The organism is Pseudomonas sp. Leaf48 (assembly GCF_001421885.1).
GTDB lineage: Bacteria > Pseudomonadota > Gammaproteobacteria > Pseudomonadales > Pseudomonadaceae > Aquipseudomonas.
Window position 1 is genome coordinate 326,743 of record NZ_LMLH01000023.1, and the last position, 24,999, is coordinate 351,741.

At 61.1% G+C, this 24,999-nt stretch carries 19 protein-coding genes; 15 read left to right on the forward strand and 4 right to left on the reverse strand.

Annotation, left to right across the window (positions count from 1 at the left end; translation table 11 throughout):
* Positions 1–41: 41 nt before the first annotated feature.
* The 3 genes from ASE98_RS15610 to ASE98_RS15620 are packed head-to-tail and all read left to right on the forward strand — an operon-like array spanning position 42 to position 2,632.
* Complete coding sequence (locus tag ASE98_RS15610) at positions 42–1,514, forward strand: nucleobase:cation symporter-2 family protein (protein ID WP_060542233.1); 1,473 nt, start codon at positions 42–44, stop codon at positions 1,512–1,514.
* Positions 1,515–1,571: 57 nt separating this feature from the next.
* Positions 1,572–2,057 carry an LEA type 2 family protein gene (locus ASE98_RS15615; protein ID WP_060542234.1) on the forward strand — a complete coding sequence of 162 codons (486 nt, stop codon included), beginning with the start codon at positions 1,572–1,574 and terminating at the stop codon, positions 2,055–2,057.
* Between the two features lie 29 nt (positions 2,058–2,086).
* The gene (locus tag ASE98_RS15620) at positions 2,087–2,632 is read left to right on the forward strand and encodes a GNAT family N-acetyltransferase (RefSeq protein WP_060542235.1); all 546 of its coding nucleotides are present in this window, start codon (positions 2,087–2,089) and stop codon (positions 2,630–2,632) included.
* A 2-nt stretch (positions 2,633–2,634) separates the two neighbouring features.
* Here the strand turns inward: ASE98_RS15620 and ASE98_RS15625 are convergent, their stop codons facing one another.
* Positions 2,635–3,651 carry an AraC family transcriptional regulator gene (locus ASE98_RS15625; protein WP_060542236.1) on the reverse strand — a complete coding sequence of 339 codons (1,017 nt, stop codon included), beginning with the start codon at positions 3,649–3,651 and terminating at the stop codon, positions 2,635–2,637.
* Between the two features lie 163 nt (positions 3,652–3,814).
* Between ASE98_RS15625 and efeU the strand changes: the two genes are divergently transcribed.
* The 4 genes from efeU to efeO (ASE98_RS15645) are packed head-to-tail and all read left to right on the forward strand — an operon-like array spanning position 3,815 to position 8,022.
* Positions 3,815–4,654: an iron uptake transporter permease EfeU gene (gene efeU / locus ASE98_RS15630; RefSeq protein WP_060542237.1), complete on the forward strand. Its 840-nt coding sequence runs from the start codon at positions 3,815–3,817 to the stop codon at positions 4,652–4,654.
* Positions 4,655–4,662: 8 nt separating this feature from the next.
* The gene (gene efeO, locus ASE98_RS15635; RefSeq protein WP_060542238.1) at positions 4,663–5,853 is read left to right on the forward strand and encodes an iron uptake system protein EfeO; all 1,191 of its coding nucleotides are present in this window, start codon (positions 4,663–4,665) and stop codon (positions 5,851–5,853) included.
* Between the two features lie 18 nt (positions 5,854–5,871).
* On the forward strand, positions 5,872–7,170 hold the full coding sequence (efeB, locus tag ASE98_RS15640) for an iron uptake transporter deferrochelatase/peroxidase subunit (RefSeq protein WP_060542239.1): 1,299 nt from the start codon (positions 5,872–5,874) through the stop codon (positions 7,168–7,170).
* A 27-nt stretch (positions 7,171–7,197) separates the two neighbouring features.
* On the forward strand, positions 7,198–8,022 hold the full coding sequence (gene efeO, locus ASE98_RS15645) for an iron uptake system protein EfeO (RefSeq protein ID WP_060542240.1): 825 nt from the start codon (positions 7,198–7,200) through the stop codon (positions 8,020–8,022).
* Positions 8,023–8,280: 258 nt separating this feature from the next.
* On the opposite strand, the gene pssA is transcribed toward efeO (ASE98_RS15645), so the two are convergent.
* Positions 8,281–9,624, reverse strand: coding sequence for a CDP-diacylglycerol--serine O-phosphatidyltransferase (gene pssA / locus ASE98_RS15650; protein WP_060542241.1), 1,344 nt, complete (start codon positions 9,622–9,624; stop codon positions 8,281–8,283).
* Positions 9,625–9,919: 295 nt separating this feature from the next.
* On the opposite strand from pssA, the gene ASE98_RS15655 reads away from it, so the two are divergent.
* Positions 9,920–10,699, forward strand: a complete 780-nt coding sequence (locus ASE98_RS15655; RefSeq protein ID WP_060542242.1) for a TSUP family transporter — start codon at positions 9,920–9,922, stop codon at positions 10,697–10,699.
* On the opposite strand, the gene nudC is transcribed toward ASE98_RS15655, so the two are convergent.
* Both nudC and ASE98_RS15665 read right to left on the reverse strand, forming a co-directional pair.
* Positions 10,667–11,497 (reverse strand): NAD(+) diphosphatase, encoded by an 831-nt coding sequence (gene nudC, locus ASE98_RS15660; RefSeq protein WP_060542243.1) that lies wholly within the window; start codon positions 11,495–11,497, stop codon positions 10,667–10,669. The two genes, ASE98_RS15655 and nudC, sit on opposite strands and share 33 nt — an antisense overlap.
* Before the next feature lie 6 nt (positions 11,498–11,503).
* A complete protein-coding gene (locus ASE98_RS15665) occupies positions 11,504–12,316 on the reverse strand; it encodes a crotonase/enoyl-CoA hydratase family protein (RefSeq protein ID WP_060542244.1) in 813 nt (270 codons plus the stop codon).
* 558 nt (positions 12,317–12,874) lie between these two features.
* On the opposite strand from ASE98_RS15665, the gene glgA reads away from it, so the two are divergent.
* The 7 genes from glgA to ASE98_RS15700 all read left to right on the forward strand — a co-directional run bounded on the left by glgA (position 12,875) and on the right by ASE98_RS15700 (position 24,800).
* Complete coding sequence (gene glgA / locus ASE98_RS15670; protein WP_060542245.1) at positions 12,875–14,458, forward strand: glycogen synthase GlgA; 1,584 nt, start codon at positions 12,875–12,877, stop codon at positions 14,456–14,458.
* A gap of 12 nt (positions 14,459–14,470) precedes the next feature.
* Entirely contained in the window at positions 14,471–16,267 is a 1,797-nt protein-coding gene (treZ, locus tag ASE98_RS15675; RefSeq protein WP_060542246.1) for a malto-oligosyltrehalose trehalohydrolase, read from the forward strand.
* Positions 16,264–18,345, forward strand: coding sequence for a 4-alpha-glucanotransferase (malQ, locus tag ASE98_RS15680; protein ID WP_060542247.1), 2,082 nt, complete (start codon positions 16,264–16,266; stop codon positions 18,343–18,345). The genes treZ and malQ overlap by 4 nt, the downstream gene beginning before the upstream one ends.
* Positions 18,342–21,137: a malto-oligosyltrehalose synthase gene (locus ASE98_RS15685; RefSeq protein WP_060542248.1), complete on the forward strand. Its 2,796-nt coding sequence runs from the start codon at positions 18,342–18,344 to the stop codon at positions 21,135–21,137. The genes malQ and ASE98_RS15685 overlap by 4 nt, the downstream gene beginning before the upstream one ends.
* 21 nt (positions 21,138–21,158) lie before the next feature.
* A complete protein-coding gene (locus ASE98_RS15690; protein ID WP_060542249.1) occupies positions 21,159–21,506 on the forward strand; it encodes a DUF2934 domain-containing protein in 348 nt (115 codons plus the stop codon).
* A 90-nt stretch (positions 21,507–21,596) separates the two neighbouring features.
* Complete coding sequence (gene glgX, locus ASE98_RS15695) at positions 21,597–23,756, forward strand: glycogen debranching protein GlgX (RefSeq protein ID WP_060542250.1); 2,160 nt, start codon at positions 21,597–21,599, stop codon at positions 23,754–23,756.
* A gap of 243 nt (positions 23,757–23,999) precedes the next feature.
* Positions 24,000–24,800 carry an endonuclease/exonuclease/phosphatase family protein gene (locus ASE98_RS15700; RefSeq protein ID WP_060542251.1) on the forward strand — a complete coding sequence of 267 codons (801 nt, stop codon included), beginning with the start codon at positions 24,000–24,002 and terminating at the stop codon, positions 24,798–24,800.
* The last annotated feature ends 199 nt before the right edge of the window (positions 24,801–24,999 follow it).

Consider the following 24,999-nt stretch of genomic DNA (forward strand, 5'->3'; position numbering starts at 1 on the left):
CCATTTTCCGACCCGGCCAGCCTTTTGGCACGCAGACCACCATGACCGCCTCTGAAAAAGTCCTAAGCCCGCACAATAATGACCTGATCTACGGCCTCCATGACCGCCCACACCTGAGCGCGACCATCTTCGCCGCCCTGCAGCACGTATTGGCGAGTTTTGTCGGCATCATCACGCCGACGCTGATCATGGGCAGCGCCCTTGGGCTGCAAAGTGAAGTGCCTTACCTGATCAGCATGGCGTTGTTCGTCTCCGGCCTGGGCACCTTCGTTCAAGCGCGGCGCTTCGGCCCGGTCGGGTCGGGATTGCTGTGCCTGCAGGGCACCAGCTTCTCGTTCATCAGCGTGATCCTCAGCGCCGGTTTCATGGTCAAGGCCCGGGGCGGTGGTACCGATGAGATTCTCTCGACCATCTTTGGCGTGTGTTTCTTCGCCGCATTCATCGAAGTGGTGTTGAGTCAGTTCATCGGCAAGCTGAGGATGCTGATCACTCCGGTCGTCACCGGCACTATCATCACCCTGATGGGGCTGTCGCTGATCAAAGTCGCCATGACCGATATCGCTGGCGGCTTTGGCGCGCCTGACCTGGGTGCCGCCAGCCACTTGGGGCTGGCCGCACTGGTGCTGGGGACAATCGTCGTCTTGAACCGGGTGGATGTGCCGTTCCTGCGCCTGGGCGCCATTGTAATTGGCCTGACCCTCGGTTATTTCGTCGCCTGGCTGATAGGACACGTCGATTTCAACAGCCTGCCCGCCGTTCCGCTGATGAGCGTACCTGTGCCGTTCAAGTACGGCTTCTCCTTCGATTGGCTGGCATTCATCCCGGTGGCGGTGATTTTCCTGGTGTCGCCGCTGGAAGCCGCCGGTGACCTGACGGCCAACTCGATGATTTCCCGGCAACCGGTCAAAGGCCCGATCTACATTCGCCGGATCAAGTCCGGCCTGCTCGCCGACGGGCTCAATTCGGCCATGGCCGCCGTCTTCAACAGTATGCCGATGGTGACCTTTGCCCAGAACAATGGGGTGATCCAGCTGACGGGCGTGGCCAGCCGCTATGTGGCGTTTTTCATTGCCGGCCTGCTGGTGCTGCTCGGATTGTTCCCGATGATCGGCGCGCTGCTGCAACTGATGCCCAAACCCGTGCTGGGCGGTGCGGAGCTGGTGATGTTCGGCACCGTCGCCGTGGCCGGCATCAAGATCCTCGCCGAGGCCGGGCTGCACCGGCGCAATATGCTGATCGTGGCGATCTCCATCGGCATGGGCCTGGGCGTGGCCGCGGTGCCGGAGGTCTTGCGCGAGCTGCCCAAGGCGCTGCACAACATTTTCGAGTCGCCCATCACCGTTGGCGCGCTGTGCGCTATCGTTCTTAATATCTTCCTGCCTGAAGAATTCATCGAGCTGGAAGAAGACGATTTCGATCCGGAAGCCTCGATTCTGCAAGTCATGGAGAATCCGGAGGTACCGGCCAAGAGTGGATCCTCGACGCCGGCAGGTCTCACACAGTCAAACCGCTAGACTGGCTCAGGGTTGCGCCGTCGGCGGTCCAGCCCTTTACCAGACGAGAGCATACCCATGCGTAGCGTCCACGCGGTGTTGATTTCCTTCCTGTTGCTCTTGCTGGGCGCCTGTACCACATATCCCTATTCATATCCCCATCGCGATCCGGTGAAGGTCAGCGTTGTTGGCCTCGAACCGCTGCGGGGCGAGGGTATGGAGATGCGATATACGGTACACATCCGCGTGCTGAACCCCAATCGAGCGGCCATCAACTTCCACGGCGTGGCACTGGACATGGACATCAACGGCCATCCATTTGCCTCAGGGGTCACGGACGGATACGGTTCGGTTGAAGGTTATTCCGATACGGTGGTGAGTGTTCCGGTGAGCGTTTCGGCGTTTTCGGTGATCCGCCAGACCTACGGCTTGGGCCAGATGCAATCGCTGAACAACATGCCCTACATTCTGCGCGGAAAACTGGGCGGTGGCTGGTTCAGCACCACGCGCTTCATCGATAGTGGCAATCTAAACCTGCCGGGGCCTACTACCGGCAGCCGTTAACAGAGCCTGCTCAAGGAACGTTTCCCCCTATGGAAGACACACCCACGCTTGTCACCGGGCGCCTGATCCTGCGGCCATTGAAACTGGCAGACGCCGATGCTATCCAGCAGCAGTTCCCGCACTGGGAAGTGGTGCGCTACCTCAACGCTTTCGTGCCCTGGCCCTACCCGGCTGATGGCGCGCTGACCTATCTGCGCGACAATGCCCTGCCGGCGGTTGCCCGGGGTGAAGAATGGCATTGGTCGATCCGCCTGAAATCAGCACCCGGGCAACTGATCGGCAACATCAGCCTGATGAACGAACAGGACAACAACCGTGGCTTCTGGCTGGGACCAAAATGGCAGGGCCAGGGGTTGATCAGCGAAGCCAGCGCCGCGGTCACCGAGTTCTGGTTCAACACCCTGGGTCGATCCGTGTTGCGGGTGCCGAAAGCCGCACCGAACATCGGTTCGCGCAAGCTCTCCGAACGCACCGGCATGCGCTTGATTCGCAGCGACTCAGGCAGGTTTGTCGCCGGGCAGTTCACCCGGGAGGTCTGGGAAATCACCCGCGAGGAGTGGCTGGAGCGCCGCTGAGGTTACTCAACTTCATTGAGGATCAGGCTGCGGTAATGCCCCGGATTGGAACCGGACCACTTGCGAAAGGCTTTGTAAAACGAGCTGACATCGGCAAAGCCCAGGCGCGTGGCGATCTCGGCGAAGCTGATGCTCGGCTCTGCCAGCCAGACGATGGCCAACTCCTTGCGCACGCTGTCCTTGAGCCCCTGATAGGTCTGGCCCTCTTCGGCCAGGCGGCGGCGCAAAGTCGAGGCCGACATGCACAGACGCTGCGCCAGCGCTTCGGTTTCCGGCCAATGTTCGCCGGGTAATTGCCGCAGGTCATGCTTGATGCGGCTGGCCAGGCTCTGCGAATCGCGGTATTTGACCAGTATGTTGGCCGGTGCATAAGCGAGGAACCGCTTGAGCTCTTCAGCGCTGCGCTTGATCGGCAGGTCCAGGCAATCGGCCGAGAAAATCATCCGCGTGCGTGGGCGGTCGAAACGCAGGTTCTCGGAGAACATCACCTGGTAGTCATCGCAAAAATCCGGCCGCGGGCAGCGCAATTCAATGGCCAGGATCGGAATCCGCCGTCCCGCCAGCCAGCAGGCAACACCGTGCACGATCATCCAGTAGGTGAAATAGCTGAAGGCCCGGCGCGGTTCATGGTCGTCTTCGAGCAGCACGATTTCTGCCAGGCTCTGCTGGCGCACCAGCAGCGCCGGCATGCGCTCGAACATCAACGACAGGAACCCCAAAGCACAGTTCAGGCCAGCCGCCAGGCTCGGCTGGGCCATGGCGTAACGACACAGATAAGCAAAACTGCCGGATTTGAGTTTGCGCGGGTCCATGCCAAAAAATTCATCGTCCCCCCGCCGCGCCAGCAGTCGCCACAAACGCGCATAAGCGCTGGCCGGTACGCGGGCGTCGGCACTGCCCAGCAACTGCGGATCGATGCCGACCTTGCTCAACACCTCTTCAGTGGCAACGCCCGGGGCGCAGCTTTGCAACAGCGCTTCACGCACCAAGTGGATGGAGATGGTGTCTTTTTCCGACATTGAGCGAGGCGAACCCTATTGTTTGAGTGGCTGGCATATTAGCGCAGGCTGCGATCTTTTGATCTGTTCAGCTTAGGTTCAGGAAATAACAATCAATGCCATATAGGAATGAGTGTCATTATGTTACAACTTAGCTCCCTATCTAAATCCGAGACGCCGCTGAATGCTTGTTCCTTTTCTGATCATGCTGCGCGAAGGCATCGAAGCGGCGCTGATCGTCGGCATCATCGCCAGCTACCTTAAACAAACCGGCCGCGGCCAATGGATGCCCGCCGTCTGGATTGGCGTATTCCTTGCCGCAGCCCTGGCCCTGTTGGTGGGCGGTGGCCTGGAACTGGTCAGCGCCGAATTCCCGCAAAAGCAGCAAGAACTGTTTGAAGGCGTCATCGGTCTGCTGGCGGTCGGCATCCTCAGTTCCATGGTGTTCTGGATGCGCAAGGTCGCCCGCTCGATCAAGCATTCGCTGCACGTCTCCCTCGACCACGCTTTGAGCGGCTCCAAGCACCAGGTGACCGCGCTGATCGCCATGGTGTTTTTCGCCGTGGCCCGGGAAGGCCTGGAAACAGTGTTCTTCCTGCTCGCCGTGTTCCAGCAGAGCGAAGGCCCGGCGGCACCGGTCGGCGCCCTGCTCGGCCTGGTTCTGGCAATCATCGTTGGCGTGCTCATCTACAGCACCAGCATGCGCCTGAACCTCAGTAAGTTTTTCCGCTGGACCGGGCTGTTCATCCTCGTGGTCGCCGCCGGAATCCTCGCCAACTCTGTGCAGGCTTTGCATGAAGCCGGGCTGTGGAATCACCTGCAAACGGTACTTTTCGACATCAGCGCCACGCTGCCGATGGATGGCCCCCTGGGCTCGGTACTGGCCGGCATGTTCGGTTATCAGGATGCGCCCACCGTCAGCACCCTTGGCGCCTGGCTGTTGTATCTGTTGGTGGCGCTGGTGTTGTTTTTTTACCCGGTCGCCACTCCCGTCAAACAGTCTTCCAGAATTTCCAGTCAGTAAGGGCACCCATGCCAAATCAAACCCCACCCTCTCCCCGCGTCCTGCGCTGGGCGGTGGCCGGTTCGGTGATCGTGATGATCGCCGCCGGCGGCCTGTTCTACTACGCCTCGACCATCGCTGCCGCCAAGCGCCAGGCCAACCACGATGAAGTACTGGTGACGATCCATCCGCACAGCTGTGAACCCAATGCCCTGACGGTCCCGGCCGGTCGCGCCAGTTTCCGCATCGTCAACCGCTCTGAGCGTGCCGTCGAATGGGAGATCCTCGACGGTGTGCTGGTGGTGGAGGAACGGGAAAACATCGCCCCCGGCCTGAGCCAGGTGATCAATGCCAACCTGTTACCCGGCGACTACGCGATCACCTGCGGCCTGCTGAGCAACCCGCGCGGCACCTTGCACGTCACACCCACCGCTGCCTCCGATGCGGCCGCCAAGGCCAGGCCATCGATGGTGGCTTTTGTCGGGCCACTGTCGGAATTTCGCGTGTACCTGAGCACCCAGGGCAGCGCCTTGATCAAGGCCGTCAGCGCCCTTGAACAGGCGATCGAGGCCGGCGACCTCAGCCAGGCTCAAGCCTTGTACCTGCCGGCCCGCGCCGCCTATCAACGGCTCGCCCCGGCCGCGCAACGTCTGGCACAGCTGGATAATGCGATCAATGCGCGCGCCGACTATTTCGAAAAGCGCGAGCAAGACCCGGGCTTCAGCGGCTTCCACCGCATTGAATACGCCCTATTCCAGCAGCGCAATCTCGACGGTCTGGCGCCGGTCGCCCAGGGCCTGTTGACGGATGTCACCCGCCTCAAGCAGCAACTGCTGGCCCAGTCGCTGCCGCCGGAGCAACTGGTCAGCATCGTCCTGCGCAATCTCAACAACCTCGCTGATGTTCGCGCCAGCAGCGGTGAAGAAGAACGCTACAGCCACAGCGACCTGAACGGCTTCGCCGCCAACCTTGAAGCGTCGCGCAAAGTCGTCGATCTGTTACGTCCGCTGCTGGTGAAGTCCGCCGCCGACCTGCTGCTCCAAATCGACAGTGCCCTCAACGCTTTTGATACCGAACTCAATGGTTTCAAGGTCAACAACGGCTATGCCAGTTACGACAGCGTCAGTGCCGGGCAGCGCCAGCAGATCGCCGACAAGGCCAAGGCACTGGCCGCCGCACTCGATGCAATCGATCCCGCCCTTGGCCTTTCCGGCCTGTAAACAGAAGACCCTCTTTCGATGAATGATTCAGAGCAATGCAATCTCCAGCGCCGTCGTGTATTGATGGGCATGGGGGCCGCCGGTGTCGCCCTGGCAGGTTCGGCACTGAGCTGTCCGGCCATGGCCGCAAGCCCGGCGCAAGTCACCGAAGCGCCTAGTAGCGACAAGACCGAAGACCGCCACGCCTTTCATGGCAAGCACCAGAGCGGCATCGTCACGCCCCGCCCGGCGTCGGGCATGCTGGTGGCGTTTGATGTGCTTGCCAGCGATCGCGAAGATCTCGAGCGGCTGTTTCGTACGCTCAACGAGCGCATCGCGTTCCTGATGAAGGGTGGCCCGGTTGCCGAGGTCGACCCGAAACTGCCGCCTGTGGACTCGGGCATCCTCGGTCCGGTGGTGACCCCGGACAACCTGACCATTACCGTTTCGGTGGGACATTCATTGTTCGATGAGCGCTTTGGCCTGGCCGACGCCAAGCCGCGCCGGCTGACGCGCATGGTTGGCTTTCCCAACGATGCGCTGGAGGCAGACTGCTGCCACGGCGACCTCAGCCTGCAGTTCTGCGCCAACACAACTGACACCAATATCCATGCCTTGCGCGATATCGTGAAGAACCTGCCGGACCTGCTGCTGGTGCGCTGGAAACAGGAAGGCAGCGTGCCGCCCCAGGCCCCGGCCAAACCCGGCCTGCCGGCCCAGAGCGCGCGCAACTTCCTCGGCTTTCGCGACGGCTCGGCCAACCCCGATTCCAACGACGCCAAAGCCATGGACAGCCTTGTCTGGGTGCAGTCCGGCAGCGACGAACCGGCATGGGCAGCCAACGGCAGTTACCAGGCAGTGCGGATCATCCGTAACTTCGTCGAACGCTGGGACCGCACACCGCTACAGGAACAGGAAAGCATTCTCGGCAGGGTCAAAAGCACCGGCGCGCCCATGGGTGGCTCCCACGAAAGCGAAGTGCCGGACTATCACAAAGACCCCGAAGGCAAGCTGACCCGACTCGACGCCCACATCCGCCTGGCCAATCCGCGTACCGCCGCGACCCAGGCCAACCTGATCCTGCGCCGGCCGTTCAACTACTCCAACGGTGTGAACAAGAACGGCCAGCTCGACATGGGCCTGCTGTTCATCTGCTACCAGGCCGATCTGGAAAAAGGCTTCATCACCGTGCAGACCCGACTCAATGGCGAACCACTGGAGGAATACCTCAAACCAATCGGTGGCGGGTACTTCTTTACCTTGCCCGGTGTTACTGGCGCGCAGGATTTCATCGGTCGCTCGCTGCTTGAATCTACACACCCGAAGACCACCGCCTGATCGGCACCACCCGCACGGAACCCTGCAATGAAAAAGTCCCCCCTCGCGTTAATCCTGACCCTCGGCTTGCTCAACACCTCGCTTTCAGCTTTCGCTGCGACAGCGCCCATGGACCTGGTGGGACCGGTTTCGGACTACAAGATTTACGTCACCGAACAACTGGACGAACTGGCCAGCCATACCCGGCAGTTCACCGATGCGGTGAAAAAAGGCGACCTGGTCACCGCGCAAAGACTCTATGCGCCAACCCGGGTGTACTACGAGTCGATTGAGCCGATCGCCGAATTGTTCAGTGACCTGGATGCGTCTATCGATTCGCGCGTTGACGACCACGAGCAGGGTGTGGAGGCCAAAGACTTCACGGGTTTTCACCGCATCGAGTACTCGCTGTTCTCGCAAAAGAGCACCCAGGGCCTGGATGGATTGGCGGATGGCCTGAGCAAGGACATCCTGGATCTGCAGTCGCGCGTCGCCGGCCTGACCTTCCCGCCGGAGAAAGTCGTGGGCGGTGCCGCCGCTTTGCTTGAAGAAGTGGCGGCCACCAAGATCTCTGGCGAAGAAGATCGCTACAGCCACACCGACCTCTACGATTTCCAGGGCAACATCGACGGCGCGAAGAAAATCGTCGACCTGTTCCGTGCGCAGATCGAGCAGCAGGACCCGGCGTTTGTGGCCAAGGTCGACAAGAACTTCGCCACCGTGGACAAGATCCTGGCCAGGTACAAAACCCAGGACGGCGGTTTCGAAACCTACGACAAAGTGAAGGACAACGACCGCAAGGCTCTGGTGGGGCCGGTCAATACGCTGGCTGAGGATTTGTCGACGTTGCGTGGCAAGCTGGGGCTGAACTGAAGCTTCTAGCGCCTGCAGGGCCTCATCGCTGGCAAGCCAGCTCCCACAGGGGGGTTGTAGTCGTACGCAGATTTACTGTGGGAGCTAGCCTGCTGGCGATGAGGCCGGCACACCCGACATCACTGGCGACTGACACGCCGCCATCGCCGGCAGGCCAGCTCCCACAGGGGATTTGTAGTCGTACGCAGATTTACTGTAGGAGCCGGCTTGCTGGCGATGGCGTTTGTGAAATGACCATCGCTGGCAAGTCAGAACCCATTACAGGATGCGGTAGAGCAACCGCTCGATGCGCACCCGGCTGACGCGCTTGAGGAACTTGGCCACGCCTTCCGGATATTCGGCGAGGGTTTGCAGATCCTGGAAGCGCTCGATGCGCCGGGTGTGCTGGAAGATTTCCGCCAGTTCCTTGCTGCGCGGCGCCTGCAGTTCACTTTTCGGATCATCGATCAACAAGGCGTTTTCCAGATCGAGACGGAACGCCCGCGGATTGAGGTTGTTGCCGGTCAGCAAGGTGTAGCGCTGGTCGACCCACATACCTTTTAGGTGATAGGTGTTGTCGCCATCACGCCACAGGTGCAAGTTCAACTGGCCGCTGTCGATGTTGCGTTGATGCCGTTTGGCGAACCGACGCAGACTGATTTCGTACAAGTATGGCAGCGCCGAGATGACCTTGAACGGCTCGCTCGGCGGAATGTAGAAGTCGTTGGCGGTCTTGTCGCCAACCACGATGTCAATCTTCACGCCTCGCGCCAGCGCCCGGTTGATTTCCCGGGTCACGGCCAATGGCAGGTTGAAATACGGCGTGCAGATGGTCAATTGATCCCGGGCGCCGGCAATCAATTCGCCAATGACCCGGCTCAACGGGTTGTTCTTGCCAACCCCGAGCAACGGGCTGACCGACAGCCCCGCCTTGTCCGTGGTGCCTGCAGTGGTGTCGTACGCGGCGTGTTTGAGGCGGCTGCGCAGGTCGCCGATATCGTTGCGCAGACTGCGGGTGGTCGGCAGGTTCGGCAGGTCGAGGCGATGCACGGCCTTGGAAGCGACCAGACCGTGCTGCACCAGGTGGTGCATCGAATCGGCCAGGTCGCGGTTGTGCAGCAAGTGATAACGGTCGTAACGGTACTTGTCGAACTTGTGCAGATAGACGTTGTTCAGACTCGCGCCGCTATAAATAACGCAGTCATCGATCACGAAGCCCTTGAGGTGCAATACGCCGAACAGCTCGCGGGTTTGTATCGGCACGCCGTACACCGGCACTACGCTTGCGTGGGTGCGGGTCATTTCCTGATACCAGGCGGAGTTGCCTGGCTGCTTGCCGGCACCGATCAGGCCGCGCTGGGCGCGCAACCAGTCAACGGCCACCACCACGTCCAGTTCAGGACGCGCCAGTTTGGCCGCGTGCAGGGCATCGAGAATTTCCTGGCCGGCCTCGTCCTGTTGCAGGTACAGGGCAACGATATAGATGCGCCGGGTTGCACTGGCGATCTTTTCCAGCAGGCAACGACGGAATTCGGCTGCGCCGCAAAGGATGCTGACGCTATCGGCGGTCAGCGGAAAACTGCGCAGTTTTGGCAGCAGAGAGCGTTTGAAAAGCGACGGCATAGGGCTCGCAATGGGTCGAATCCGAAGAACCCGAGAGCTTACACCATCGACGGGGTCGGGTCTTGTCACTGTCTGTGAAGCCGCTTTCGCGAGCAAGCCCGCTCCCACCTTTGAATCACATTTCCCTGTGGGAGCGGGCTTGCTCGCGAAGGGGCCGTCAGATTCAACAGCAACGTTGACTGACACATTGCTTTCGCGAGCAAGCCCGCTCCCACATTGGTTTTGTGATGTTCAGGTGGGTAATATGTCACCCCTTCCCCGCAGCCTTCATGCTCCCGCCGAATAAGCCGATCCCATGCCTTTCGAACTCAGCGTTGACCTCTCTACCCTGGCCATTCTGGCCCTTGTCGCTTTTGTTGCCGGTTTCATCGATGCCATTGCCGGTGGCGGTGGTCTGTTGACCACCCCGGCGTTGCTCACCGCCGGCCTGCCGCCGCACCTGGTGCTGGGCACTAACAAGCTCAGTTCGACCTTCGGCTCGGCGGTTGCCAGTTTCACCTTCTACCGTCGCAAGCTGTTCCACCCCGGACAATGGGTGCACGCCATCGTCGGCACTCTGGTCGGCGCGCTGACCGGTGCCGTGGTCGCCCATTACCTGCCGGCGGAATGGCTGAACAAGATGCTGCCGGTGATCGTGTTTGCCTGTGGCGTCTATCTGCTGTTTGGCGGCACGCCGAAAGCGCCGCTCGACAGCGAGGCACCCATCAAGAAGAAATGGCAATCGACCCAGGGCTTCAGCCTGGGTTTCTATGATGGCGTGGCCGGCCCCGGTACAGGGGCGTTCTGGACGGTCAGCAGCCTGCTGCTCTACCCCATCGACCTGGTGAAGGCCAGCGGCGTGGCGCGCAGCATGAACTTCGTCAGCAACGCGGCGGCGCTGTCGGTGTTCATTTTTTCCGGTCAGGTGGACTGGGTCATCGGCCTGTGCATGGGTTCGTCCTTGATGGTCGGCGCCTTCTTCGGCGCGCGCACCGCCATCAGTGGCGGTGCCAAATTCATTCGTCCGGTGTTCATTACCGTGGTGCTGGGCCTGACCGTACGGCTAGCCTGGCAACACTGGTTCAGCGTGACCTAAACGTCGCGCCACATAGACGTCGATCAGGTAGCGGGCAATCGAGCGTGACGCCGGCAACGGCGGCAGCTCGTGCACGTTGAACCACTGGGCGTCTTCGATTTCGTCTTCCTGGCACTTGATCTCGCCCCCGGCGTATTCGGCATGAAAACCGAGCATCATCGAATGCGGGAACGGCCAGCACTGGCTGCCCATGTACTGGATGTTCCTGACCTCGATGCTCACCTCTTCGCGAACCTCGCGAATCAGGCAATCCTCGGCCGACTCGCCCGGCTCGGCAAAGCCTGCCAGGGTGCTGTAGACACCTGGAACGAAGCGCGGCGAGCGCCCCAGCAGGATCTCGTCGCCACGGGTCACCAGCACGATCATGCTCGGTGAGATTCGCGGATAATAGCGCAGATCACAGGGCTGGCAATACATCGCCCGTTCACGCACTACCTGGTGAGTCGCCTGCCCGCAGTTGCCACAGAAGCGGTGCTCGCGGGCCCAGGTGCCAATCTGTGCGGCGTAACCGAGCACCTTGTAGAGCGTGGGATCGCCTTCGAGCATGAATGCCCGCAAGCCCTTCCAGTTGCAGCCCGGCACTTCACTGTGACTGCGCAGCTCCAGCAGATAGACCGGCTCGCCATCCAGATGACCGATGCCATGTTCGGCGATGATCGACAGATCCTGGCGCTTGAGCCATTCCCGGGGAAACAGCGCGCCGTTGTCATCGAACAGAAAGCCTTCGGGACTGCGCGCCACGGCCCAGCCACCAGGTTGATCGGTATCCAGTACTGCAGTGGTCCAGCGAGAAATCATTTTTCATCAATCCAGAAATTCAGGTTTCTGTTTGCTCATATGGGCGGCCATGGCCACGCGCAGATCGGTCGATTGCAACATGGCGGCGTTCCAGGTGGCGACGTATTCGAGGCCGTCATCGATGCGATGGTCGCGCATGTAGCTGATCATCTCTTTGGTGCCGGTGACAGCAATCGGCGACTTGCCGGCGATTTCGCGGGCAATGCCCATCACGCCGTCAAGCAGGCTGGCGCTGTCGCTGTACACGCGATTGACCAGGCCCATGCCCCGCGCTTCATCGGCGCCGAAGGTGCGACCAGTGTAAGCCAGCTCACGCAGCATGCCGTCACCGATGATCCTGGGCAAGCGTTGCAGCGTGCCAACGTCGGCGGCCATGCCGATGTCAATTTCCTTGATCGAGAACTGGGCGTCTTCGGCGGCGTAACGCATGTCGCACGCGGCAATCAGGTCGATGGCGCCGCCCAGGCAATATCCCTGGATCGCCGCAAGCACCGGTTTGCGGCAGTTATCGACCGCATTGAACGACGCTTGCAGGTTGAGGATCTTGCGCCGCAGCAGGCGTGCATTGCGGCCCACGTCCTTGCCCAGTTCATTGGCCACGCCGGCCAGCATCATCAGGTCTATGCCCGACGAGAAGTGTTTGCCGGCACCGCTCAGCACCACGACACGCACTTCATCGGTGTCATCGATCCACTGGAATATGTCGACGATCTCGCTCCAGAACGCCGCGTTCATCGAATTGATCTTCTCCGGACGATTGATCTGCACATGGGCGATTTTTTCGACCAATTCGACGTTGAACGCGCTGTATTGAGACATGCCTGTGATCCTTTAGCGGGCAAAAAAGAGGACAGAACTATAACAAGGCACCAAGGTGGGGAGTAAGGCAGTGGTTCGGCCAAATGCGGGACTCGCCTATCGCGCACCACAACGGTGCGCACGCTTTCAAGCCCTCGCACATTCATATGACCGAATGGTTAAATTTTGAGGCATAAACGCATAAAAACATGCCCTTCGTCGGTGCGCTTGCCTCTCTATCAGGCACGTCCGTGCCGCTTTAAACCGATTGTCGAACAATTTTGCCATCGAGCCTGTACCGCTCTAACTTCTGGCCTAGACTCATTTTCTCGAGATGAAACCGGTCGGTCACAAACTGGAAAAATAGTCGCGAAACTTTTACCTATACCGGTCGGTCATCTGACAAGAAGGTGCGTTGCGACTGGTGCAATCTTTGCAACGGCTCATTCACACATCCTGCTTCAGCGCATTGGGCAGCGCTTGCTCACTGATGCGCGGCGCGTTTGCGCCCGGCCACGGGATTGGCCATGGAACACCGTTTGCCAGACCTAGAACTAGATCACAACACGGGAGATTCATATGATCAGTACGGCTTTGGAATTAAAGGGAGAGCGTGCTCATCAGGTCGGCGAAACGAGCGCCTTGACTGTCGCCACCAGTCAACCTGTCAACGTGCCAGGCTCCAAGACGCTGACGCCAGTGGTCAACCAGAATCCCAACCGCAAGAAAGTGCTGTTTGTCACTTCGGAGATCGCTGACCTGGTGAAAACCGGCGGCCTGGGCGACGTGTCTGCAGCGCTGCCCCGTGCCATGGCCCATCTGCATGATGTGCGGGTGCTGATTCCAGGCTATCCGCAAGTGCTCAACAGTGAAAACCCGATTCACATCGTCGGCGAACTCGGTGGGCACGCCGCTGTGCCCGCGTGCAAGATCGGGCGCATGGACATGCCCGACGGTCTGGTCATTTACGTACTGATCTGCCCCGAGCTTTATGAGCGCGAAGGCTCGCCCTACGGTGCCAACAACGGTCGTGACTGGCCGGACAATCATATTCGCTTCGCCCGCCTGGGCCTTGCTGCTGCCGACATGGCCGCCAATCTTGCACAAATCCACTGGTGCCCGGACCTGGTGCACGCCCATGACTGGCCGGCGGGGCTGGCGCCCGCCTACATGCACTGGCGAGGGCAGCGGACCCCGACACTGTTCACCATCCATAACCTGGCGTACCAGGGCGTGACCAGTCTTGGCTCATGCCCTGAGCTGGGCATCCCCCATCATGCGCTCCAGCAGGAAGGCATGGAGTTCTACGGCAAGATGTCGTTCCTCAAGGCCGGCATGGCCTATGCGAGCCACATCACCACGGTCAGTGCGACCTACGCCCAGGAAATCACCACTCCGGACTTCGGCTGCGGCCTGGACGGCTTTCTGGCCTCCAAGACTCAGCAAGGCCTGCTCAGCGGCATCCCCAACGGCATCGATGAAAGCTGGGATTCGGCCACCGACCCCCATCTGTTCTGCCCGTTCAAAATCGGCGAATGGGAAGGCAAGGCAGTCAATGCCGCCCACGTACGTGAACTGTTCGGCCTGGACGCCTGCGAGGGCCCACTGTTCGCCGTGGTCTCGCGCCTGGTCTACCAAAAGGGCCTGGACCTGACCGAAGCGGTCTCTGAATACATCGTCAAATCCGGGGGCCAGATCGCGATCATCGGTCGGGGCGAACCGGAAGAAGAACAGGCCATGCGTGAACTGGCCGTGCGTTTCCCCGGGCAGATCGGCGTACGCATCGGCTTTAACGAAACCGATGCCCGACGCATGTTTGCCGGCAGCGATTTCCTGCTGATGCCTTCGCGCTACGAGCCTTGCGGCCTGAGCCAGATGTACGCCCAGCGCTTCGGTTCGCTGCCAGTGGCACGCAACACCGGCGGGCTGGCCGACACCATTGAAAACGGCGTGACCGGTTTCCTCTTTGACGAGTCGACGGTGCAGAGCTACCAGGAAGCCGTGAGCCGTGCATTCAAGGTGTTCGCCTTCCCCGACCTGCTCAACGCCATGCGTTGCCGGGCCATGGCCGCGCCGTTCAACTGGTGCAAGGCGGTCGAGCCCTACGCCGAACTTTATGAACAACTGGTGGCTAAAGCCCTGGGTAAATCGGGCAAACAGTAAGGGACTTTTTAGATGCCGTTACGGAGCTTTGAGACCTGGCCCCACGGCGCACTCATGCTGGACGATCAGCACACGCAATTTGCGTTGTGGGCGCCAGATGCGTTCTACGTCAGCGTCGAACTGGAAAATGGACGATCCGTGGCACTGCTGCCTCAGGACGATGGCTGGTTTGTCAGCGACGTCCGATGCCCGGCAGGCATGCGCTACCGCTACTGCATCGACGGCGAACTGGAGGTCCCAGATCCGGCCTCCCGCGCCCAGGCCGGCGGTATCGACCAGCCCAGTATCGTCGTCGATCCATTGGCTTATCAGTGGCGCCACAGCGGGTGGTATGGACGGCCCTGGCACGAAGCGGTGATCTACGAACTGCATGTGGGGGCGCTCGGTGGCTTCAGCGCGGTCGAGCAGCATTTGGCGCATCTGGTAGACCTGGGTATTACCGCGATCGAACTGATGCCGGTGGCGCAATTCCCCGGCGACCGCAACTGGGGCTATGACGGCGTCCTGGCCTTCGCGCCCCAGGCGTCTTATGGTTCTCCAGAACAGCTCAAGCATTTGATCGATACTGCCCACGGCTACGGCCTGGCGGTGATTCTCGACGTGGTCTACAACCACTTCGGGCCCGACGGCAATTACCTGCACCATTACGCCAAGGGCTTCTTCCGCGAAGACCGGCACACACCTTGGGGCGCGGCTATCGACTTGCGCCGCCGCGAGGTGCGCAACTTCTTTATCGAAAACGCCTTGATGTGGGTATTGGAATACCGCTTCGACGGCTTGCGCCTGGACGCGGTTCACGCCATAGAAGACCCGGACTTCCTCCAGGAACTGGCCGGACGGGTGCGCCGGCAGATCGCGCCGCAGCGGCATGTGTGGCTGATGGTGGAAAACGAACACAACCAGGCCAGCCTGCTCGAGCAAGGCTATGACGCCCAGTGGAACGACGACGGCCACAACGCCCTGCACGTGCTGCTGACCGGCGAAACCGACGCTTACTATGCCGATTATGCGCAAAACCCAACCGAACAACTGGCGCGCTGCCTGAATCAGGGCTTCGTGTTCCAGGGCCATATCAACCGCCACGGCGTCGCCCGCGGCGAGCCCAGCGGGCACTTGCCGCCGAGCGCCTTTATCCTGTTTCTGCAAAACCATGATCAGATTGGCAACCGCGCCTTTGGCGAGCGCCTGCATCAGTTGGCGCACCCGCAAGCGTTGCGGGCAGCCACCGCGCTGCTGATGTTGGCGCCGATGATTCCCTTGATGTTCATGGGCGACGAGTTCGCAGCCGAGCAGCCCTTCCTGTTTTTTACCAGCCACCACGGTGAACTGGCGCAGTTGGTACGCGATGGTCGGCGCAACGAGTTCGCCGCATTCAGCGCCTTTGCCGACCCGCAGCGGCGTGAGCAGATTCCCGACCCTAACGCCCAGGCAACCTTTGAAGCATCACGCCCTGGGCTGCCGGCGACCGGCCATGGGCCGATGCACGAACTGTATCGCCAGTTGTTGCAGCTGCGCCATCGCCACATCGTCCCGCGCTTGCCGGGTGCACAGGCGCTGCAATCCGCCGTATTGGGCCCGGGCGCCGTCAGCGCAACCTGGCGACTGGGCGATGGCAGTCAGTTGCGAATTGACCTGAACCTCAGCGAGAAGGCCGTGGTCCACTCCCCACAGGCCGGTGCCGAGCTACTCTTCGAAGAGCCGCCGCAATCGGCCGGTCTGCTTGATCAGGGCACCCTTGCTGCGTATTGCGCGATCGTCAGCCTGACGATCGCAGCCCCTTTGCTACCCCCGGATGGAGAGCGCCCATGAGTGATGCGCAACTGGAAACACTGGCCAGCCGAGCCGGACTTGCGGTCGACTGGATCGACGCCAACGGACGGCCGCAAAAAGTCGCACCCTCGGTATTGCGCGCCGTTCTGACCGGGCTCGGCCACCCCGCCGGCAGCGCTCAGGAAATCGACGCCAGCCTGCTGGAGTTGCAGGCGGCGCAGCAGACTCTGCACCTGCCGCCACTGATTACCGCCGACTTTGGCGTTGGTCTGAACCTGGCGCGCTACTTTGCCCCGCACACCCCGTGTGAAATTCAGCTTGAGGATGGCGCGTGGCTGCACCTGAAACTGGACGCCAACGCGGTATTGCCCGGCCTGATTCCGGTCGGCTACCAGCACGTCAGTATCGACGGGCAATCCTTCACGCTGGCCGTCGCACCTGAGCGTTGTTTCAGTGTGGGCGATGCCGTGGACAGCCCGATTCCCCGCGCCTGGGGCCTGAGCGTGCAGCTATACGCCTTGCGCCGCCCCGGTGATGGCGGTTTCGGCGATACCCAGGCCCTGGAAGACCTGGCCCGGGTGGCCGGCGAACGCGGCGCCGAGGCATTGGCGATCAGCCCGTTGCACGCGATGTTTTCCAGCGACACCCGGCGCTACAGCCCCTACTCACCGTCCAGCCGCTTGTTTCTCAATAGCCTGTACTGCGCACCGGGGGCGATTCTTGGCGAGCGCGCGATGCGCAGCGCCATAGATGCTACCGGTCTGGCGGCCGAGTTGAAGGATCTGGAACAACGTCCACTGATCGACTGGCCGGCCGCTGCCGAAGCCAAGCATCGACTGTTGCAGGCGCTGTATGAAGGCTTTGTCCAGGGCGAACACCCATTGCACCCGGACTTCAGCAGCTTCCGTCATGCCGGCGGCGAAGCCCTGGAGAACCACTGCCGCTTCGAAGCCATCCAGGAAACCTGCGCGGCCCGCGGAGAGAGCCTCGACTGGCGGCAGTGGCCGGACCAGTGGCGCGACCCGCGCAGTGCCGCCCTCGCCGAATTCGCCGAAGAGAATGCCACGCGCATCGGTTTCCATGCGTTCTGCCAGTGGTTGATCACTCGCTGCCTGGAACGCGCGCAAACCGCCGCCCGCAGCAGCGGCATGAGCATCGGCCTGATCGCTGACCTCGCGGTGGGTGCCGATGGCGCCGGCAGCCAGGCCTGGAGCCGCCAGGACGAACTGCTCGCGTCCCTCACCGTGGGTGCGCCGCCGGACATACTCAACCGTAGCGGACAGGGCTGGGGGATTTCTGCGTTCGCGCCCGAAGGCCTCGTGCGTCACGGCTTCCGCGCTTTCATCGAGATGCTGCGGGCCAACTTCGCCCACTGCGGGGGCTTGCGCATTGACCATGTCATGGGGCTGCAACGGCTGTGGGTGATTCCCAACGGTTCGCCACCGGCCGACGGCGCCTACCTCTATTACCCGGTGGACGATCTGTTGCGCCTGCTGACGCTGGAGTCCCATCGCCATCAGGCCATCGTGCTCGGCGAAGACCTCGGCACCGTGCCCGAAGGCCTGCGGGAAAAACTCATCGCCCGTTCAATGCTCGGCATGCGCGTGTTGTTGTTCGAACAGGACAACACCCACTTCAAGCCAATCCTCGACTGGCCGGACAACGCCCTGGCGACCACCAGCACCCATGACCTGCCGACTCTGAACGGCTGGTGGCACGGTCGCGATATCGACTGGTACGCCCGCCTTGGCCTGGTCGATGCCAGCGGCGAAATCGAATGGCGACAACACCGCGAACGCGAGCGTGAAGGCCTGCGCCGGGCGTTGAGCCAGGACCCGCAGAATTTCCGTGAAGAGTCCCATGATGAAACCGATCAGGTCCTCGACGCCAGCGTAAGATTTCTCGGCCATACCCGGGCGCCTCTGGTGCTGCTGCCGCTCGAAGATGCCCTGGGCATCGAACAACAGGCCAACCTGCCGGGCACTGTCGATATCCACCCCAACTGGTCACGACGGCTATCGGGCGACAGCGAAGCACTGCTCGATGGTGTGGACGCCGCCCGGCGCCTGGAGCTGCTCGCCTGTGCGCGACTACAAGCCGTCGAGCGTGATCGATGACCGAAGCGTTCAGCCCGTCACTGCGGGCCACCCTGCGCCTGCAATTTCACAAGGACTTCACCCTGGATGATGCGGTACCGCTGGTGCCGTACTTCGCCCGCCTTGGCATCAGCCATGTCTATGCCTCGCCGCTGCTGAGCGCCCGCGCCGGCTCCATGCATGGTTACGACGTGGTCGACCCGACCACGATCAACCCGCAACTGGGCGGCGAAGAGGCGCTTGGGCGTCTGGTCAGCGCGCTGCGCAGGCACAACATGGGGTTGATCCTCGACATTGTCTCCAACCACATGGCGGTGGGCGGCGGCGATAACCCCTGGTGGCTCGACCTGCTGGAGTGGGGACGCCTGAGCCCCTACGGCGAGTTTTTCGATATCCAGTGGCACTCACCCGACCCGTTGATGGAAGGCCAACTGCTACTGCCGTTCCTGGGTAGCGACTATGGCATCGCGCTGCAGGAAGGCACCCTGCCCTTGCGTTTCGATGCTCAGCTGGGCGCGTTTCATGTCGAGCACCATGAACATCGTTTCCCGATTTGCCCCAGTGATTATGGCGAACTGCTCAAGATTGACGCACCGCTCAACGTACAGCACGGGGAACAACTCAAAGCCCTGGCTGATCGCTTCAGTACCCTGAGCTATCAGACTGACGCGCACAGCCTGGCACAACCACTTAAAGCGCAGCTGCGTGACCTCGCCAGCGATCCGGCCATTGCCTCTGCCATTGAGCGGCACCTGAACAACTACGACTCGCTGACCGCCGAAGGTTTTCCACGCCTGCATAATCTGCTGGAGCGCCAGAGTTATCGCCTGGCTAGTTGGCGCACGGCGGCGGACGACATCAACTGGCGACGCTTCTTCGATGTCAACGAATTGGGCGGGTTGCGCGTGGAGCGCCCGGCGGTGTTCGAAGCGACCCATGCCAGGATTTTCCAGCTGGTGGCCGACGGCCTGGTCGACGGCTTGCGCATCGACCACATCGACGGTCTCGCCGACCCGCGCGGTTATTGCCGCAAGTTAAGGCGCCGGGTCGATAGCCTGACGCCCGGTCGGCACCTGCCCATCTTCGTCGAAAAGATCCTCGGCGAAGGCGAAACCCTGCACCGCGACTGGTCGGTTGACGGCAGCACTGGTTACGAATTCATGAACCAGGTGTCGTTGCTGCAACACGACCCCGAGGGCGCGCAGGTGCTGGGTGCGCTGTGGCAGCACCACAGTCAGCGGCCCGCCGACTTCACACAGGAAGCCCAACTGGCACGCCAGCAAATCCTCAACGGCTCCCTGGCCGGCGACTTCGAAAGTGTTGCCCAGGCGTTGTTGCAGGTGGCCCGGGATGACCTGATGACCCGCGATTTGACCCTGGGTGCGATTCGCCGGGCACTGCAAGCGTTGATCGTGCATTTCCCGGTGTACCGCACTTACATCAGCCCCCTGGGCCGCTCGCCCCAGGACGAAGGATTTTTCCAGCAGGCCATGGACGGTGCACGGCAGATCCTGGGCGAAGCCGACTGGCCGGTGCTCGATTGCCTGGCCAACTGGCTCGGAGGCGAACCCTGGCGTAAGCGCCCTGCGGGACGCCAGCGCAAGCGCCTGAAACATGCCTGCGTGCGCTTTCAACAGTTGACCTCTCCGGCAGCGGCCAAGGCGGTGGAAGACACTGCGTTTTATCGCTCGGCCGTGTTGCTGTCACGCAACGACGTGGGGTTCAGCACCGAGCAGTTCAGCACCCCGGTGGCGGACTTCCATCGGGCCTGCCTCGATCGTCTTGCAAGCTTCCCGGACAACTTGCTCGCCACCGCCACCCACGACCACAAACGTGGCGAAGACACGCGCGCACGGCTGGCGGTGCTGAGCGAACGCAGTGCCTGGTATGCCGATCAGGTCGAGCTGTGGCGCGCCCTTGCCCGCCCATTGCGCAATGACGAGCAAATGCCGTCGGCCGGCGATGAGTTGATTCTCTATCAAGCCCTGCTCGGCAGCTGGCCGTTGACACTGAAAGTCGACGATCAGACGGCCTTGCAGGAGTACGCCAAACGCCTCTGGCAATGGCAACGCAAAGCCCTGCGCGAAGCCAAACTGCAAAGCAGCTGGAGTGCCCCCAATGAAGCCTACGAGCAGGCAACCGAGGACTTTATCCAGCGCCTGCTACTGTGCCCCGAGGGTGACCTGCTGCGCACTGCCATCGCCAAGGCGGTGCGTGCGATCGCCGCGCCAGGCGCGCTCAACGGGTTGGCGCAAACCTTGCTGCGAATGACCGTGCCGGGGGTACCGGACCTGTATCAAGGCAATGACTTCTGGGACTTCAGCCTGGTCGATCCGGACAATCGCCGGGCAGTGGATTACGCCAGTCGTGAACAGGCCCTGCAGCAGGCGGTTGAACTGCCTGACCTGTTGGCGAACTGGCACGACGGGCGCATCAAGCAAACCTTGATAGCCCGCACCTTGAACCTGCGTGCCGCGAACGCTGGGCTGTTCATGCATGGCACTTATCGGGCCCTGGAAGTGCTCGGCAGCCAGGCCCATCGAGTACTGGGTTTTGTACGGGAATACGAGGCAAAGCGTGCCATCGTCCTTGTGCCGATACGCTGCGCCGGACTGCTGGAAAACAGTGCCGGGCCACAGGTTGACGCGCCGCTGTGGGGCGATACCCGGGTCATATTGCCGTTCACCCGGCCTGGGGAAAATCTGAAGGGATTTTTTTCAGGCGTTGCAGTCACAGAACACAGGGAGCTGATGATCAGCGCCGCGCTGGGGGATTTCCCGGTCAATCTCATTATCCAAACTACCCACACTTGAGTTCAGTTCAGGAGCATTGCGATGAGTACCGACGATAAACGCATCCGCGAATTCGCTTATCAGATCTGGGAATCGGAAGGCAAACCCGAAGGCCAGGAAGCCCGCCACTGGGAGATGGCGCGCAAACTGGCGGAAGCCGAAGCCCTTGCACCGAGCAAATCGCCAAAGGCCGCGACCGTCAAGGGCACCGCTGCCAAACCCGCAGCGGGCAAGTCCAACAGCAAGCTCAACGGCAAGCTGGACGGCACCCCCGCCGCGTCCACTGCCAAGGCCAAAGCCAAACCGGCCGCGGCTTCGAAAGTGATTCCACCGGGGGAAAAAGTGGCAGAGAAAAAGCCCCGCACCGCGAAAAAGCCTCCGGCGTCCTGACGCTTAAGCGGATTGTCTTGACTGTATTCATGGCGCATTCAAGCGCCAGCGTGGGCCCGTGCGCCCGAATAAATACTGCTGGGAGCACCTATGACCCATCCAAAAAAAAACGCACCCGCGCCTAAATCCGAACCCTCGCGAATCCGCGAGGGCCTGCCATTCCCGCTAGGGGCGACCTGGGATGGTCTGGGCGTCAATTTCGCGCTGTTTTCCGCCCACGCCACCAAGGTCGAACTCTGCGTGTTCGACGACACCGGCGAGGTGGAACTCGAGCGCATCGAACTGCCCGAATACACCGACGAGATTTATCACGGCTATCTGCCCGACGCCCATCCGGGGTTGATCTACGGCTATCGGGTCTACGGCCCGTATGACCCGGCCAACGGCCATCGCTTCAATCATAACAAGCTGCTGATCGATCCCTACGCCAAGCAACTGGTGGGCAAGTTGAAGTGGTCCGAAGCCTTGTTCGGCTACACCATCGGCCACCCCGATGCCGACCTCAGTTTCGATGAGCGCGACAGTGCCCCGTTCGTGCCCAAATGCAAGGTGATCGACCCGGCGCACACCTGGGGCCACGACCATCGTGTCAGCGTGCCCTGGGACAAAACCATCATCTATGAAACCCACGTGCGCGGCTTCACCATGCGCCATCCTTCTGTCCCCGAAAACGTGCGTGGCACCTTTGCCGGGTTGATGGTCGACGATGTGGTAGAGCATATCCGCAAGCTGGGGGTGTCGACCGTGGAGCTGCTGCCGATCCACGCCTTCGTCAACGATCAGCATCTGCTGCACAAGGGCATGACCAATTACTGGGGTTACAACAGCATCGCCTTCTTCGCCCCCGACCCGCGCTACCTGGCCAGCGGCAAGATTGCCGAGTTCAAGGAAATGGTCGCGCACCTGCACGAAGCCAATCTGGAAGTTATCCTGGATGTGGTCTACAACCACACCGCCGAGGGCAACGAACAAGGCCCGACCCTGTCCATGCGTGGCATCGACAATGCTTCGTACTACCGCCTGATGCCCGACGACAAACGCTTCTACATCAACGATTCCGGGACCGGCAACACCCTGGACCTGAGCCACCCGTGCGTGCTGCAAATGGTCACCGATTCGCTGCGCTACTGGGCCACGGAAATGCACGTGGACGGTTTTCGTTTCGACCTGGCGACGATTCTGGGGCGCTATCACGACGGTTTCGATGAACGCCACAGCTTCCTCGTCGCCTGCCGCCAGGACCCGGTGCTGCGCCAGGTAAAAATGATCGCAGAACCTTGGGATTGCGGCCCTGGCGGTTATCAGGTCGGTGGTTTTCCGCCGGGCTGGGTTGAATGGAACGACAAATTTCGCGACACCGTGCGCGCGTTCTGGAAAGGCGACGACGGCCAACTGGCGGACTTCGCCAGCCGCATGACCGCCTCCGGCGAGATGTTCAACCAACGGGGTCGGCGTCCCTATTCATCGATGAACTTCGTCACCGCCCATGACGGTTTCACCCTCAACGACCTGGTGTCGTACAACGACAAGCACAACGAAGCCAACGACGAAAACAATCAGGACGGCAGCAACAATAACCTGTCGTGGAACCACGGCGTCGAAGGCCCCACAGACGACCCCGAGATCAACGCGCTGCGTCACCGCCAAATGCGCAACTTCTTCGCGACCCTGCTGCTGGCACAGGGCACACCGATGCTGGTGGCCGGCGATGAGTTCGCCCGCACCCAGGATGGCAACAACAATGCCTATTGCCAGGACAGCGAAATCGGTTGGGTCAACTGGGACCTCAGCGAAGATGGCAAGGCCCTGCTCAAGTTCGTCAAACGCCTGATCAAACTGCGCCTGACCTATCCGATCCTGCGACGCGGGCGCTTTCTGGTAGGCAATTACAACGAGGACATTGGCGTCAAGGACGTGACCTGGCTGGCGGCGGACGGCAGCGAAATGACCACCGAACACTGGCATGACGCGCACAATCGCTGCCTGGGCATGCTGCTCGACGGCCGCGCGCAGGAAACCGGTATCCGCCGCAAAGGTGGCGACGCCACGCTGATGCTGGTGGTCAACGCCCACCACGACGTAGTCAACTTCGAGCTGCCGCAAGTGCCGGATGGCGGGTTCTGGACATGCATGATCGACACCCATCAACCGTCGATCCGCGGCCAGGAACGCTTCGAGTTCGGTCACCAATACTCGGTCACTGGCCGGTCATTGCTGCTGTTCGAATTACAGCATGAGGAAGAGGAATAAACAGGGCTCTTCAACCAATCACAGTGCCTGTAGGAGCCGGCTTGCTGGCGATGCGGTCTTGAACTTTGTGTTGCCCGTTCGGGCGTCATCGCTGGCAAGCCTGCTCCTACAAGTCTTGTGTCGTGTGATGTGGCATCTGTGTGGAACGGCTTGCGGCAACGCCTACACTTATCGAGACAAAACTGAACTGCCCACCGGGGCATCAGTCGCATGCATAGGCAAGCGTGAAACAGAGGAGTGAATGTGGCCAGCAATTCGAAGTCTCAGGCGGCCGAGGCCGCGCCATTGAACTCCCCGCCAGCGGTTCACCTGCTACGCGTTCTGACGGTCAATACCCACAAAGGCTTCACTGCGTTCAACCGCCGCTTCATCCTTCCGGAGCTGCGGGAAGCGGTGCGCAGTACCTCGGCCGATCTGGTGTTTCTGCAGGAAGTCGTCGGCGAACATGAGCGCCACTCTTCGCGCTACGACGATTGGCCGCAAACCTCGCAATACGAGTTCCTCGCCGACAGCATGTGGAGCGATTTCGCCTATGGCCGCAACGCCGTCTACCCGGACGGTCATCATGGTAACGCGCTGTTGTCGAAATACCCGATCCGCGAATACCGCAACCTCGACGTCTCCATTACCGGCCCGGAACGCCGGGGCCTGCTGCACTGCGTGCTGGATGTACCGGGTCACGCAGAGGTCCATGCGATCTGCGTCCACCTGAGCCTGCTTGAGAGCCATCGCCAGTTGCAGCTGCAGTTGCTCTGTCAACTGCTGGAATCCTTGCCCGATGACGCACCGGTGATCATTGCCGGTGATTTCAACGACTGGAAACTGCAAGGTAACGCCGCCCTCGCCCGCCGCGATTACCTGCACGAAGCCTTCGAGCGTCATCATGGGCGCCCCGCCAAAACCTATCCCGCGCGCTTTCCGCTGTTGCGTCTGGACCGGATTTACCTGCGTAACGCCCGCAGCCATGCCCCGCAAATCCTCGGAAACAAGCCGTGGACGCACCTGTCTGACCATTTGCCCCTGACGGTGGAAGTTCATCTCTGATCGAATATCAATCGACTGTTTCAGGCGCACCTCCCACACCCGACCTGTAATTTCTGACAGTTGTTGAACCCTGCTCAAGTTGCTACGTTGGTTTCGAGCCTGAATCGACTATCGAAAAAGGCTTGCGACTCACTTGTAGCCTGCGTTGCTGAAGTTTGTTGTCCGGGTTCATGTTGTCCCGTTGATGTTGTCTCGCAAC

Bases quoted from the DNA above. Each gene is read 5' to 3' on its own strand.
- ASE98_RS15690 (WP_060542249.1), top strand. From the start codon at position 21,159: ATGAGTACCGACGATAAACGCATCCGCGAATTCGCTTATCAGATCTGG.
- ASE98_RS15685 (WP_060542248.1), top strand. From the start codon at position 18,342: ATGACCGAAGCGTTCAGCCCGTCACTGCGGGCCACCCTGCGCCTGCAA.
- ASE98_RS15655 (WP_060542242.1), top strand. From the start codon at position 9,920: ATGCCTTTCGAACTCAGCGTTGACCTCTCTACCCTGGCCATTCTGGCC.
- pssA (WP_060542241.1), bottom strand. From the start codon at position 9,624: ATGCCGTCGCTTTTCAAACGCTCTCTGCTGCCAAAACTGCGCAGTTTT.
- efeO (WP_060542240.1), top strand. From the start codon at position 7,198: ATGAAAAAGTCCCCCCTCGCGTTAATCCTGACCCTCGGCTTGCTCAAC.
- ASE98_RS15625 (WP_060542236.1), bottom strand. From the start codon at position 3,651: ATGTCGGAAAAAGACACCATCTCCATCCACTTGGTGCGTGAAGCGCTG.
- ASE98_RS15620 (WP_060542235.1), top strand. From the start codon at position 2,087: ATGGAAGACACACCCACGCTTGTCACCGGGCGCCTGATCCTGCGGCCA.
- malQ (WP_060542247.1), top strand. From the start codon at position 16,264: ATGAGTGATGCGCAACTGGAAACACTGGCCAGCCGAGCCGGACTTGCG.
- glgX (WP_060542250.1), top strand. From the start codon at position 21,597: ATGACCCATCCAAAAAAAAACGCACCCGCGCCTAAATCCGAACCCTCG.
- ASE98_RS15665 (WP_060542244.1), bottom strand. From the start codon at position 12,316: ATGTCTCAATACAGCGCGTTCAACGTCGAATTGGTCGAAAAAATCGCC.
- treZ (WP_060542246.1), top strand. From the start codon at position 14,471: ATGCCGTTACGGAGCTTTGAGACCTGGCCCCACGGCGCACTCATGCTG.
- nudC (WP_060542243.1), bottom strand. From the start codon at position 11,497: ATGATTTCTCGCTGGACCACTGCAGTACTGGATACCGATCAACCTGGT.
- efeB (WP_060542239.1), top strand. From the start codon at position 5,872: ATGAATGATTCAGAGCAATGCAATCTCCAGCGCCGTCGTGTATTGATG.
- efeU (WP_060542237.1), top strand. From the start codon at position 3,815: ATGCTTGTTCCTTTTCTGATCATGCTGCGCGAAGGCATCGAAGCGGCG.
- efeO (WP_060542238.1), top strand. From the start codon at position 4,663: ATGCCAAATCAAACCCCACCCTCTCCCCGCGTCCTGCGCTGGGCGGTG.
- ASE98_RS15615 (WP_060542234.1), top strand. From the start codon at position 1,572: ATGCGTAGCGTCCACGCGGTGTTGATTTCCTTCCTGTTGCTCTTGCTG.
- glgA (WP_060542245.1), top strand. From the start codon at position 12,875: ATGATCAGTACGGCTTTGGAATTAAAGGGAGAGCGTGCTCATCAGGTC.
- ASE98_RS15610 (WP_060542233.1), top strand. From the start codon at position 42: ATGACCGCCTCTGAAAAAGTCCTAAGCCCGCACAATAATGACCTGATC.